This window comes from Nonomuraea sp. NPDC003709 (assembly GCF_040610775.1).
GTDB lineage: Bacteria > Actinomycetota > Actinomycetes > Streptosporangiales > Streptosporangiaceae > Nonomuraea > Nonomuraea angiospora_A.
The window spans coordinates 125,093-137,698 of record NZ_JBEXMW010000015.1; the positions used below are offsets into that span (position 1 = coordinate 125,093).

The following is a 12,606-nucleotide window of genomic DNA, read 5'->3' on the forward strand; positions in this document are numbered from 1 at the left end:
TCGGTCGCGTGCGCAAACTGCTGTGTCCAATTGTTCGCTCGCTACGCTCGCTCACGCCGGCGCCCCGAGGTAGACGGTCATCGTGTGGGTGAAGAACTCGCGGGCCGCCCGCCCCTGCTCCTTGGGCCCGAACCCGCTCTGCTTGACCCCGCCGAACGGCACGTACGGGAAGGTCCCGGCCGACTCGGAGTTGATGTGCAGCACCCCGACGTCCAGCCGATCGACCGCCTGCAGGGCCACCCCCAGGTCCCTGGTGAAGATGGCCGCCGACAGGCCGTGGTCACTAAGATTGGCCAGCCCCAGCGCCTCCTCGGCCCCCGACGCCCGCACCACGCCCACCACGGGCCCGAACAGCTCGGTACGCCAGAAGTCCACCCCGGTCCCCGGCAGGTCGAGCACGGTCGGCGGCACGAACCAGCCCTCGCCGTCGTACGGGGAGGAGCCCGCCAGCGGCTTGGCCCCCTCGTCCACGGCCCGCGCCACCCCGGACGTCACCCGGTCCCGGGCGGCCGAGCTGACCAGCGGGCCCATCTCGACGCCGGGCGACAGGGGGTCGCCGACCACGAGGCGCGCGGCCCGTTCGGCCACCCGCTCCAGCAGCTCGTCCGCGACCGGGGAGGCCACGATGAGCCGCGAGGTGGCCGTGCACTTCTGGCCCGTGGAGCGGAACGCGCCGAGGCAGACCTGCTCGGCCGCGTGGTCGAGGTCGGCGTCGGCGAGCACGACGGAGGCGTTCTTGCCGCCCATCTCCGTCTGCACCGGCTTGCCCAGCTCGCCGCAGCGCGCGATCACGGCCCGCCCGACCGCCGTGGAACCGGTGAACGAGATCGCGTCCACGCCGGGGTGCTCCACGATGGCCGAGCCGGCCTCGGCCTCGCCGTACACGAGGTTGAGCACGCCGTCCGGCAGCCCCGCCGAGGTCAGCGCCTGCGCCAGCCGGTAGGCCAGCAGCGGCACCAGCGACGACGGCTTCCACACGACGGTGTTGCCGTAGCTGAGCGCGGGCGCGATCTTCCAGGCGGGGATGACGATCGGGAAGTTGAACGGCGTGATCAGCCCGGCCACGCCGATCGGCTTGCGGACCACGAGGACGTTCTCGCCGGGCCGCGGGGAGGCGAAGATCTCGCCGCTCTCCCGGTCGGCCTCGCCCGCGTAGTAGCGCAGGATCCGGGCCGAGCCCCGTACCTCGGCGACCGCCTCGGGCAGCGTCTTGCCCTCCTCGCGGGCCAGCTCGGCGCCCCACTCCTCGGCGGCGGCGTCCACCAGGTCGGCGGCGGCCACGAGCACCGCCGCGCGGGCGTGGTGGGGCGTCGCCGCCCACTCCGGCGCCGCCGCACGGGCCGCGGCGACGGCCCGCTCCACCTCGGCGACGGAGGCGAAACGCCCCCGCGCGACCACTTCACTGGGCCGGGCCGGGTTGGTGTCGGCGAACTCCTCGCCGTCGCCCTCGATCCAGCGGCCGCCGATGAGATTCAGAAGGTCCATGGTCAACGAACCCTAACTGTGCAATATTGGATTTTCAATATTGGATCCAAAATACGGAGGCCATCCGATGATCACCCCGACCGCGCTCTTCGCCATCGACACGCTGCTCACCGAGGAGGAGCGCGAGATCAGGAACACGGTCAGGCGCGTCTGCGACCGGGAAATCCGCCCGAACGTCGCGGAGTGGTTCGAGACCGGCGAGCTGCCGGCCCGCGAGCTGGCCCGCACGCTCGGCTCGCTGGGCGTGCTCGGCATGCACCTGGAGGGGTACGGCTGCGCGGGCATGGGCGCGGTCTCGTACGGGCTGGCCTGCCTGGAGCTGGAGGCGGCCGACTCGGGGCTGCGCAGCCTGGTGTCGGTGCAGGGCTCCCTCGCGATGTACGCCATCTGGAAGTACGGCAGCGAGGAGCAGAAGCAGGAGTGGCTGCCCGCGATGGCGGCCGGCGAGCGCATCGGCTGCTTCGGCCTGACCGAGCCCGACTTCGGCTCCGACCCGGCGGGCATGCGGACCACGGCCAAGCGCGAGGGCGGCGACTGGGTGCTGAACGGCACCAAGATGTGGATCACCAACGGCTCGGTCTCGGACGTGGCGGTGGTGTGGGCGCGTACGGACGAGGGCGTCAGGGGCTTCCTGGTCCCGGCGGGCACCCCGGGCTTCACCGTGAACGACGTCAAGCACAAGATCTCGCTGCGCGCGAGCGTGACGAGCGAGCTGGTGCTCGACGGGGTGCGCCTGCCGGACGCGGCCATGCTGCCCGGCGCGCGGGGCCTGTCGGGACCGCTCGGCTGCCTGAACGAGGCGCGGTTCGGGATCGTGTTCGGGGCGATGGGGGCGGCGCTCGACTGCCTGGAGACGGCCATCGCGTACGCGGGTGACCGCGAGGTGTTCGCCAGGCCGCTGGCCTCGTTCCAGCTCACCCAGGAGAAGCTCGCCGACATGGCGCTGGAGCTGGGCAAGGGCCTGCTGCTCGCCGTGCACCTGGGCCGGCTGAAGGAAGCCGGGACGATCACCCCCGAGCAGGTGAGCGCCGGCAAGCTGAACAACGTGCGCGAGGCCCTGGAGATCGCCAGGAAGTGCCGCACGCTGCTCGGAGCGAGCGGCATCACCCTCGAATACCCGGTGATCAGGCACTCCGTGAACCTCGAGTCGGTGCTGACCTACGAGGGCACGTCCGAGATCCACTCCCTGGTCCTGGGCAAGGCGCTCACCGGGATCGCCGCGTTCCACTGATCAGAACGTCTGCCAGGTCGCCTCGGTGACCTGGCACGGCCCGCCCTGGTGCACCCGCAGCCGCGCGGCGACGAGGTCCAGCGCGATCGTCGCGACGGTCTCCCACCGCTGGTTGATCGGCATCGTCTGGTCCGGGTGGGCGCAGACCGGCGCGTCCTCAGGGCCGTGGCTGAGCATGGCCAGCGCCCGCTTGGTGTGGTCGTCGCTGCTCAGACCCTCGGTGTTGGCCCGCAGGTGCTGGAACCTGGCATACGTGCTGGGCCGGTCGGTGGAATGCCGCTCGTCCTTGGCCAGCGCGGGGTCGAGGAAGTGGTTGCAGTGCTGCAGCACGCCGTCGGGCTCCGGCGGTATGACCGCGACGCCGGCCGGGGAGATCTCGATCGAGGCCGCGTCCGACGAGGTCACGGCCGTGATGACGGTCGAGGCGGAGACGGTGGCCGAGCGCGCGATGTCGGCGGCCTCCGCCACCGTGGTGGCCTCGTCCAGGATCCTGCGGGCGATCAGGTGGACGGGCACGCCGAGGTCGGCCGTGTCGGAGTCGTGGCGCAGGATGTTGAAGTGGATGCCGAGCCCGCCCGTGTTCACCCCGATCTTGGCCAGCGCCCCGGCCTCGGTGAACGTGCGCACGACGTGCCCCGGACGCGGCTCCAGCTCCCAGAGCATGGGCGCGTCGCGCAGGTGGTCGTGCCAGTCCCACGTCTGCACCGTGCGCGGCGCCTCCCCCGCCCCGGGCAGCACGACGGAGGTGGAGCACTCCCCCTCGCCGGTCGCGTCGATGGCGGCCAGGATCTCCGTGCGCGCGTTGACGACGGCGACCTGCCAGGGCTCCAGGCCGGCGCCGCGCGCGATCCCCGCGATCTCCTCCGCCAGGTGCGGCGCCCAGTCGGCGGTGCGCTCCAGGCTCAGCTCGCCCCACGTACGGACCTGCGCCGCGGTGGCGCCCGCGACGCTGAACAGGTCGGTGTAGCCGGAGAGGTTGGCACGGATCGCCTTGCTCCGGTGCGTGCCGAGTTCTTTGCCGCGGGCTCGGGGGTCAATCTGCGTGGACGTGAAGGTGGGGAAAGTCATGAACCATCCATCAGGTCGGCGAGCCTGGGGTTCTCGGCCGCGAACGAGGCGCGGACGCGCGCGTACCGCTCGGCGTCGATGTCCTGGCTCAGTTTGAACATGCTCTTCTCGGTATGCACATGCACCCGAAAAGCCACTACCCCCGGCAAGAGCGCCGCGAACCTCTCCCTGGACGCCGGGGTCGGCTCCCAGGAGGGCGAGCGGAGCGACTCCAGCGCCGTGACGGTGCGCTCCACCACGTCGAGCGCATCGTCGAGCAGTTCCACCCGTCCCGTCACGTGCACGGCCGCGTAGTCCCAGGTCGGGACGGCCGGGTCGGTCGCGTACACGGTGGGCGAGACGTACCCGTGCGCGCTGGAGAAGACCACGAGCACCTCGGGCGAGGACTCGAAGGAGCGCCAGTGGGGGTTGGCGCGGGCCATGTGGCCGAGCAGCGCGCCGCCTTCGAGGACGCCTTCCTCGAGGATGACGGGGACGTGCGTGGCGACCGGCACGCCGTCCACCGTGCTGACGACCAGGGCGAACGGGTTCCGCCTGACCAGCTCGACCGCCTGGGCCGGGTCCTTGGCGGCGTAACGGGGGAAGACGTGCATCGGGCTACTCCACCGCGCTCAGGATCGCGTCCCAGGCGAGCTCCGACGCGAGCGTCCCGAAGCCGGTGGGCTTGACGCTCACCAGGTCCACCTCGTCCGTGGTCATCGCGAACAGCACGTCGCCGTCGTTCATGGTGTGGAACGGCTGGATGCCGCGGTGCATGGAGCTGTGCACCTGGCGGCCCACCTGGAGCAGCTCGATGTCGGTCAGCTTCACGTTCGTCACCAGGACGGTCAGCGTGGTGTTGCCCATGACGGCCGGGGCCGGGTCGCCGACCATCGCGGCGTAGTCGGCGCCGGGGTGGCGGCGGGCGCCGTCCTCGGCGTGGTAGTTGCCGCGCACGATCCCGCCCTGCCGGTCGACGACCGCGCCGACGGCGTTGACCACGGTCGCCACCAGCACCTTCGCCTCGCCGAACGTGCCGAACGCGGCCCCCTGGCCGGCGAACTCCGCCCGGCCGAAGTCCACCTTGCCGGCGCTCGCCGTGCGGCCCGCGCCGCACCGGCCCACCGGGAACTCGCTTTCGACGGCGTTGCGGAGCGCGGCCCGGCCCAGCTTGCCGTCCGGGTAGACGGCGGTCTCCCTGGCCGAGAAGTCGTAGATCACCGCGCCGGACACGAGCTGGAGGTCGTCCCATCGGGTCCGGTTGTCCCTGCGGGCCAGCAGCTCGTCGCTCACGCCCGCGGCGGCGGCCAGACCGTACACCGAGCCGCCGGCGAAGCAGATGGCGTGGTTGTAGTCGTACCCCCCGCTCACGCCGACCGCGCCGCCGCGCGCGTCCACGGCCGTGCGCGCACCCGCCGGCACGTGGATCACGGTGCACCCGGTGGGGCCCTCCGCGTACTCGGCCGTGCCGACGAGCACGCCGGGCAGGTCGAACGCGACCGACCCGCGCCCGGGGCTGGCCTGCGGGGTCAGCGGCAGGTCCGCGTTGCGCGGGACCCCGGGCGCGAACGCGGACGGGGTGGCGAGCCGGGGCTCACTGGTCACAATGCCTCCAGAAGCTGCTTCGAGTACTCGTGGGCGGGTGCCGTGTAGAAGGTGGCGGTGTCGGCGGTCTCGACGATCTCGCCCTTGCGCATGACCGCGATCCGGTCGGCGACGTAGCGGACCGCGCCGAGGTCGTGGGAGATGAACAGGGCGCTGAAGCCGTACTCGGCCTGCAGATCCTTGATGAGGTTGAGGATCTGCACCTGCACGGAGACGTCGAGCGCGCTGACGGCCTCGTCGAAGACGATGAACCTGGGCCGGGTGACCAGCGCGCGGGCGATGGAGACGCGCTGCCGCTGGCCGCCGGACAGCTCATGGGGGTAGCGGGAGGCGAACGACGCCTCCAGCCCCACGTGCTCCAGCATCTCGGTGACCGCGTCGCCGGCCGGGCGGCCGAGCACGTCCAGCGGCTCGGCGACGCTCTGGCCGACGCGCATGCGCGGGTTGAGCGACCAGTGGGGGTGCTGCAGCACGGCCTGCATCCGGCCCGCCAGCTCGCGCCGCCGCTTGGGGAAGGGGCGGCCGTCGAACCTGACCGTGCCGGACGTGGGCCGCTGCAGGCCGAGCGCGACCCGGCTGCTGGTCGTCTTGCCCGAGCCGGACTCGCCGACCAGGCCGAGCGTCTCCCCCTCCGCGACGGACAGGGACACGTGCCGCATGGCGTCCAGGTGGATGCGCCGCAGCGGCGGACCCGCGGCGAAGGTGACGGTGACGTCGTCGAGCTCGAGTATCACGCCGCCACCTCCCCCGCGCGGTGGCAAAGCACGTCCTGGTCGCCCACCCGGACCGGTTGTGGGCGCTCGTGCTCGCAGCGCTCCTCCGCGAACGGGCAGCGCGGCGCGAAGGCGCAGCCCGGCGACGGCCCGGTGAGCACGGGCGGGCGGCCGGGCACGGGCTCCAGGCGGACGCCGTGGGCCGCGGCGGCGGGCGCCGATCCGGCCAGCGCCGCCGTGTAGGGGTGGGCGGGATGGCCCAGCACCTCGCGGGCGGGCCCGGTCTCGACGACCCGGCCGCCGTACATGACCGCGACCCGGTCGCACCTGCGGGCGACGGCGGGCAGGTCGTGGCTGAGCCACAGGATGCTCGTCCCGGCCGCGGCGGCCAGGGAGAAGACCACGTTCTGCACCTCCTCGCGCACCTGGCTGTCCAGCGCGGCGGTCGGCTCGTCCGCGACGAGCAGCTCGGGCTCGGTGGCCATGGCCATCGCGATGGCCACCCGCTGCGCCATGCCGCCGGAGAGCTGGTGCGGGTACGAGCGCACGACGCGTGGGTCGTCGAGCTTGACCCGCCCCAGGTGGAAGCCCACGTCGGCGCCGCGCCCAAGCACCAGGCGGAGCTGGTCGCCGACGCGCATGGTCGGGTCGAGCGAGGCGATCGGGTCCTGGAAGACGAACCCCAGACGTTTCCTGCGCAGGTGGCGCAGCCGGTCGGCGGGCAGGTCGAACACCGGCTCCCCGGCCACCACGACCTCCCCCTCGCTCCGCCGGGCCGCCCTTGGCAGCAGCCGGCCGACGGCTGAGCCGAGCGTGGACTTGCCGGACCCGCTCTCGCCGACCAGGCCGACGGTCTCCCCCTGCGCCACCTCCAGGTCGGCGCCGTCCAGCGCCCTGGTCTCGGCGTAGTCGATCACCAGGTTCCGCACCGTGAGCAGGCTCATGTCAAGGACCTCGTCTCCCGGGGTTCGAGCCGGTCGCGCAGCCCGTCGCCCACCACGTTGATCGCCAGGATCGCCGCCACGAGCACGACCCCCGGGCCGAGGATCAGCCAGGGCGCGGCGATCATGTAGGTGCCGCCCTGCTGGATCAGCACGCCGAGCGAGGCCTGCGGCGGCTGCACGCCGAACCCGAGGAAGCTCAGCCCGCCCTCGACCGCGATCCCGACCGACAGCGCGTACGTGCCCTGCACCGCGATCGTGCCCGCCACGTTGGGCAGCACGTGCCGCCCGAGCACGCGTGGCAGCCCGGCCCCGCTGATGACGGCCGAGGTGACGTAGTCGCGCTGCGACACGGCCACGGCGGCGGCCCGCACCAGCCGGGTCATCAGCGGGATCGTCACCAGCACGATGCTGGCCAGCGCCGCCGTCTGCCCGGGGCCGAGCACCGCGGCGACCAGGATCGCGAGCACGATGGCGGGGAAGGAGTAGAGCACCTCCACCAGGCGCATCACCAGCTCGTTCAGGTAGCCGCCGCGGTATCCGGCGATGATGCCGAACGTCGCGCTGAGCGCCGCCGTCACCAGCACGGCGACGGACGACAGCAGCAGCGTCGTGCCCACGCCCTCCATGACGCGCGGCAGCACCGAGCGGCCCAGGTTGTCGGTGCCCAGCCACCAGCCGGGCCCCGGCGGCTGCAGGCGCGGGCCGACGATCGCGTCCGGGTCTCCCCCGGCCCCGACCAGCGAGCCCAGCGCGAACACCACCAGGACCGCCAGGCAGACGAGCCCGCCGATGGACAGCCGGTCCAGCTTCCTCATGAACGCCTCCCCGCCAGCACGCCCAATCTCGGGTCCAGAACTCCGACGAGCAAGTCGATCAGCACGTTCATCACGATGAACACCGCCGCCGCCAGCAGCACGCCCGCCTGCACGACCGCGTAGTCGCGGCGGCCGACGGCCTGCACGATGTAGGAGCCGACGCCCGGCAGGTTGAACACGTGCTCCACGATGAGCGCCCCGCCCAGCAGGTACGCGGTGATGGTGCCGAGCAGCGTCACCACCGGGGTGGCGGCGTTGCGCAGGATGTGGTGCCGGACGATGAACCACGGCGACTCGCCGCGCCCGACGGCTGCCGTGACGTACGGCTCGACCAGCACGCCGAGCACGGCGTCCCGGGTGGTCCTGGCGGTGACGGAGATGGCGAACACCGACAGGACGGCGGCCGGCAGCACCATCGTGGCCAGGTTCGCGGCCGGGTCCTGGGTGAACGGCACCCACGTGCCGACCTCCAGGCCGAGCGCGTACCGGGAGAAGACGAACACGACCAGGCTGCCCAGCACGAACTCCGGCACGCTGACGCCGAGCCCGCTGAGCAGCCGCCCCGCCGCGCCGCCGCCGCCCGGCGAGCGGCCTGACTGGGAGCGCACGGCGGTGAGCACGCCCAGGGGCACCCCCGCCAGCGCGCAGGCGACCACGGCCAGCACGGTCAGCTCGCCGGTCACCGGCAGCCGGGCCAGGAGCTCCGTGCCGACCGGCTGGCGGCTGATCATCGAGATGCCGAAGTCGCCGCCCGCGACGGCGGCCAGCCAGTGCCCGTACTGCATGAACACCGGCTGGTCGAGCCCGTAGCGGGCGGCCAGCTCCGCCTTCTGCTCGGCCGTGGCGAACGGGCCCAGCACGGTCTCCGCGAAACCGCCGGGCATCAGGCGCACGGCCGTGAAGATCAGCACGGAGACGCCCAGGAGCGTGGCGGCCGAGCTGAGCGCCCGGCCGGACCACCACATCAGCAGGCGCATGGTTACTGGGTCTTCTTCACGCGGGCGTCGGCGATCAGGCGCAGCACGTTGCCGTACCCCTCGGTGGCGTACAGGCTGGGGCTGAGCGCGTCGGTCCGGAACGCGATCGTGGCCGGGCGGGTGACCAGCGGGATCATCTGCGCGTCGGTGTCGGCCTTGGCGCAGACGGCCGCCAGCGCCTTGTCGCGGGCGGCTCCCGCGGGCTCCTTGCCGGCCGCGTCGATGAGGGTGTTCAGCTCCTTGTCCGGCTTCATGAAGCCGACGTTGAAGCCGGCCGTCTCCGGGTTCCACCACTTGGTGACCATGCCGGGGTCGGCGTAACCGGCGAACCAGGACATCGCGGCGTCGAACTCGGCGGGCGCCTTGCCGTACACCTTGCCCGACCAGCTCGCCTCGTCCAGCTGCTCGATCTTCATGGTGATGCCGGCCTGCTGGAGGTTCTGCTGGATCACCTGGGCGACCGCCGGGGCTGGCTCGGTGGAGAAGATGCTGAGCGTGAACGTCAGGTTCTGGGCGCCCGCGTCGGCCAGCAGCTTCTTCGCCTCGTCCACGCTCTTGGACGCCGACGGCAGCGCGGCCGGGTCGCACGCGCCCGGCAGGCCGGCCGGGGTGACGGCCGTCGGCTTGCCCTTGCCGCCGAGCGCCACGTCGGCGATCTGCTTCGGGTCGAGCGCGATGGCGACGGCCTGGCGCACCCTCGGGTCGGCGAACTTGGAGCCGGCCGCCTGGGTGTTGAGCATGAGGTAGTAGAAGTCCGTGGTGGCCTGGGTGACGACCTGGACGTTCTTCGCCCCGGCCAGCATGGTCGCCGAGTCGACGTTGCCCAGCGTGGCCAGGGCGGCGCTGCCGTTCTGCAGGGCGGCGATGCGCGCGGCCTCCTCGGGGGCGATCGTCACGTTGACGGCGTCGGCGGCCGGCTTGCCCTTGGACCAGTACTTGTCGTTGCGCTTGAAGGTCCACGACACGTCCTGGCGGTGGTTCTCCACCACGTACGGGCCGGTGCCGAGCAGCGTCTTGGCAGGGTCGACCGACTTGTCGTCGATCTCCTTCATGGGCAGGACGGCGGCGGGGATGTTGGCGAGGGCGGCCAGGAACGGCGTGTACGGCTCGCTCAGGGTGACCTTGACCGCGCGGTCGCCGTCCTTGGCGACCGACTTGACCGGGCCGAGCTGGCCGCGCCAGACCGACTTGGAGGCCAGCAGCCGCTTCAGGCTGCCCACCACGTCGTCGGCCGTCATCTCGCGGCCGTTGGAGAAGGTGACGCCGTCGCGCAGGTGGAAGACGTACGTCTTGGGGTCGGGGGTGTCCCACTTCTCGGCCAGCATGGGCTGCACGCTGAAGTCGGGGCCCACCGTGACCAGCGTCTCGTAGGACAGCGAGAGCAGCTGCCAGGTGGTGGCGACGTCGGCGAGCTGCGGGTCGTACCCGGTGGCGGCGCCGCTGTCGATGTGCACGGCCAGGTTGAGCGTGCCACCGGTGGGGAGCGACGGGTCGGCTGTGGCGAGGTAACCGGTCGGATTGGGCTGGTCGGGGGCTGTGGCGGGGGTGGTGGTCGTTCCGGTGGCGGCGCAGGCCGAGGCCAGCAGGGCTGCCATGACACCGCAGGCCAGGCGTATGGGACGCATGGGCCTCTTCTCCTCTAGTGGCAGGAACGTTCGGCGGCGCTCGGCGGGACGTCGAGCGTGGGGTTGCGGTCGAAGAACCCGACCGGCTTGAGTACGAAGCCGCACGTGTCGACCGGCATGATCGGCCAGTCCTCCGTGCGGGGGAAATGTGTCAGGCCGAACGTGTGCCACAGCACGATGTCCTGCCCGTCGATGTCGCGGTCGGCCCTGGTGTAGGTGGGCAGGCCCGCGCCGCCGGGATGCTGGTTGACCAGGTCACCGGCAGGATAGCGCTCTGCGGGATGGTACCGCGTCACCCACAGATGCCTGGTCGCGAACTCGGCCCGCCTGCTGATGGACGACTCCGGGTGCGCGAGCAGGGCCGGCTTGCCCTCGGGGTACAGGGCGTAGCCGACCGGGCGGCCGAGGCGGTTGCGCACGTCGGGGTTGACGACATGCCAGGTGCGCTCCCTGGCGAGGTCGGCGTCGCGCCGCCCCTCCCCCTCGGTGCGCAGCCGCTTCACGGCGCGGCCGAAGGCGTTGCGGTACGGGCTCTCGACCGCGACCGCCTCCACCTCGTCGACCGCGTTCGCCACGCCGTCCACCGTCATGTCCAGCCGGGCGCTGAAAAGGTGCTGGTGGTACGGCGCCGCCAGCCCCGGCGCGACCTCCGAGCTGTAGGGCGCGGCGCGGTCGTCGTAGGCGCCGGTGAAGACGATGCCGGTGGCCTTGACCTCCAGCTCGATGGTCCCGTCGAGGTAGAGGTACCAGTAGAAGCCGTAGTCGTAGTTGCCCACCGTGACGAAGAACGAGATCACCAGGCGCCGCTGCCTGCGGGTCTCCCTGGAGCCGTTGGCCGGATCGGTGTGCTTCCACAGCACGCCGTAGTCCTCTTCGTGCATGCAGATCGCGTTCGCGATCACCTTGGGCACGCCGGCCCCGTCCGTCACGACGGCGTCGAAGTAGGTGATCTCGCCGAGACAGTCGCAGCCGAGCTCCAGGGAGTTGGCCAGCTTGCCGAGCTGGTACTCGCCGGTGTCGAAGTAGTTCTGCCAGAACCGGATCGGGCTCGGGTCGCCGTACGGGACCAGCATCTCCGCCACCGACGCCCGGTAGACGATCGGCCTGACGCGGCCGTCGTCCTCGAAGCCGATCTGGTGCAGGGTGAGCCCTTCGCGCATGTCGTAGCCGAGGCGCAGGCTCCACTTCTCCCAGGTGACCAGGGGGCCGTCGACCGTGAAGCTGGGGCCGTCGGGCTGGGTGATGTGGATGGGCTTCTGCGTGGTCCGGTGCGGGCCCAGGTGGTAGTCGCCGGGCTCGGCGGGGATCGGCTGGGGGCCGGTGTCCACGATCTCCATGACCTCGCCCTTGACCAGGTCCACGTACGCGACCAGGCCGTCCACGGGGTGGGCCCACGGGAGGCTCTCCGGCGTGGGCATCAGGTGCGCCAGCACCCTCGCCACCCGCCGGCCCTTCTCCTTGGGGAGGCCGAAGTTGCCCGCGCTCAGCGCGGCCAGGTAGACGCCCGCCGGGTCCTCGATCCCCCGGCGCCGCAGCGCCTCGGCCCAGGCCGGGTCCTCCCGCAGCACCCGCCTGACCAGGGCGTGCTCCTCGTCCAGCATGGGCACCTGGCCGTCGGTGACCGGGTCGATGGGCCTGCGCTCCTCGACCGTGGCCGCGCCGATCGACACGATCACGTCCTCGGCCGTCTCGGTGGCCAGGTCCAGGAGGAACGCGCGGGCCCGGCGTCCGACGGGGGCGCCCGGCTCGTACGCCAGGACCTCGCCCTTCGGCGGCTCCTCGAGGCCGAGGTAGGACACCCGCACCGTGTCGGTCAGCAGGCCCTCCTGCATCAGGATCCGCCTGACCTCGTCGATCTCCTGCGCGGCGAGGGGGTCGAGAGGGTGGGGGTGCTTCCCGGTGGTCAGGTGCAACGTTCCGCCCCTTTCTGATGCCGGAACGTTCCGGCAAGGTTTGGGCTAACTTAGTTGCGACCCCCGGACGGAGACAAGACCCAAGCGCCACCCGAAACAGACCGTTTACCGAAGCCCCCACCACCCACGCGGACCTCCGCCCGCCCATTGGGTCGCGCCACCCGACGAGAGAGAACACCGGACGGCCCGGCACCTCATGAGACGCGCAGACCGTCGAAGGGCGCCGCCGCACGCGAAGCGCCGAGACCACC

At 72.1% G+C, this 12,606-nt stretch carries 11 protein-coding genes; 1 reads left to right on the top strand and 10 read right to left on the bottom strand.

Annotation, left to right across the window (positions count from 1 at the left end; all coding sequences use genetic code 11):
- Positions 1-51: 51 nt before the first annotated feature.
- The gene (locus ABZX61_RS38010; RefSeq protein ID WP_355201147.1) at positions 52-1,485 is read right to left on the bottom strand and encodes an aldehyde dehydrogenase family protein; all 1,434 of its coding nucleotides are present in this window, start codon (positions 1,483-1,485) and stop codon (positions 52-54) included.
- A gap of 67 nt (positions 1,486-1,552) precedes the next feature.
- Here ABZX61_RS38010 and ABZX61_RS38015 point away from each other — a divergent pair, with 67 nt between their 5' ends.
- Complete coding sequence (locus ABZX61_RS38015; protein WP_355201148.1) at positions 1,553-2,716, top strand: acyl-CoA dehydrogenase family protein; 1,164 nt, start codon at positions 1,553-1,555, stop codon at positions 2,714-2,716.
- Here the strand turns inward: ABZX61_RS38015 and ABZX61_RS38020 are convergent, their stop codons facing one another.
- The 9 genes from ABZX61_RS38020 to ABZX61_RS38060 are packed head-to-tail and all read right to left on the bottom strand — an operon-like array spanning position 2,717 to position 12,355.
- Positions 2,717-3,784, bottom strand: a complete 1,068-nt coding sequence (locus ABZX61_RS38020; RefSeq protein ID WP_355201150.1) for a C45 family peptidase — start codon at positions 3,782-3,784, stop codon at positions 2,717-2,719.
- Positions 3,781-4,377, bottom strand: a complete 597-nt coding sequence (locus ABZX61_RS38025) for an FMN-binding negative transcriptional regulator (RefSeq protein WP_355201152.1) — start codon at positions 4,375-4,377, stop codon at positions 3,781-3,783. Before ABZX61_RS38025 ends, ABZX61_RS38020 begins: the two co-directional genes overlap by 4 nt.
- 4 nt (positions 4,378-4,381) lie before the next feature.
- Positions 4,382-5,368, bottom strand: a complete 987-nt coding sequence (locus ABZX61_RS38030) for a P1 family peptidase (RefSeq protein ID WP_355201154.1) — start codon at positions 5,366-5,368, stop codon at positions 4,382-4,384.
- Positions 5,365-6,102 (bottom strand): ABC transporter ATP-binding protein, encoded by a 738-nt coding sequence (locus tag ABZX61_RS38035; RefSeq protein WP_350733905.1) that lies wholly within the window; start codon positions 6,100-6,102, stop codon positions 5,365-5,367. Before ABZX61_RS38035 ends, ABZX61_RS38030 begins: the two co-directional genes overlap by 4 nt.
- Positions 6,099-7,025: an ABC transporter ATP-binding protein gene (locus ABZX61_RS38040; protein ID WP_355201156.1), complete on the bottom strand. Its 927-nt coding sequence runs from the start codon at positions 7,023-7,025 to the stop codon at positions 6,099-6,101. The genes ABZX61_RS38035 and ABZX61_RS38040 overlap by 4 nt, the downstream gene beginning before the upstream one ends.
- Positions 7,022-7,840 (bottom strand): ABC transporter permease, encoded by an 819-nt coding sequence (locus tag ABZX61_RS38045; RefSeq protein ID WP_185072287.1) that lies wholly within the window; start codon positions 7,838-7,840, stop codon positions 7,022-7,024. Before ABZX61_RS38045 ends, ABZX61_RS38040 begins: the two co-directional genes overlap by 4 nt.
- The gene (locus ABZX61_RS38050) at positions 7,837-8,817 is read right to left on the bottom strand and encodes an ABC transporter permease (RefSeq protein WP_355201158.1); all 981 of its coding nucleotides are present in this window, start codon (positions 8,815-8,817) and stop codon (positions 7,837-7,839) included. Before ABZX61_RS38050 ends, ABZX61_RS38045 begins: the two co-directional genes overlap by 4 nt.
- Positions 8,818-8,819: 2 nt before the next feature.
- The gene (locus tag ABZX61_RS38055) at positions 8,820-10,442 is read right to left on the bottom strand and encodes an ABC transporter substrate-binding protein (protein ID WP_355201160.1); all 1,623 of its coding nucleotides are present in this window, start codon (positions 10,440-10,442) and stop codon (positions 8,820-8,822) included.
- A gap of 14 nt (positions 10,443-10,456) precedes the next feature.
- Complete coding sequence (locus tag ABZX61_RS38060) at positions 10,457-12,355, bottom strand: primary-amine oxidase (RefSeq protein ID WP_355201162.1); 1,899 nt, start codon at positions 12,353-12,355, stop codon at positions 10,457-10,459.
- Positions 12,356-12,606: the final 251 nt, after the last annotated feature.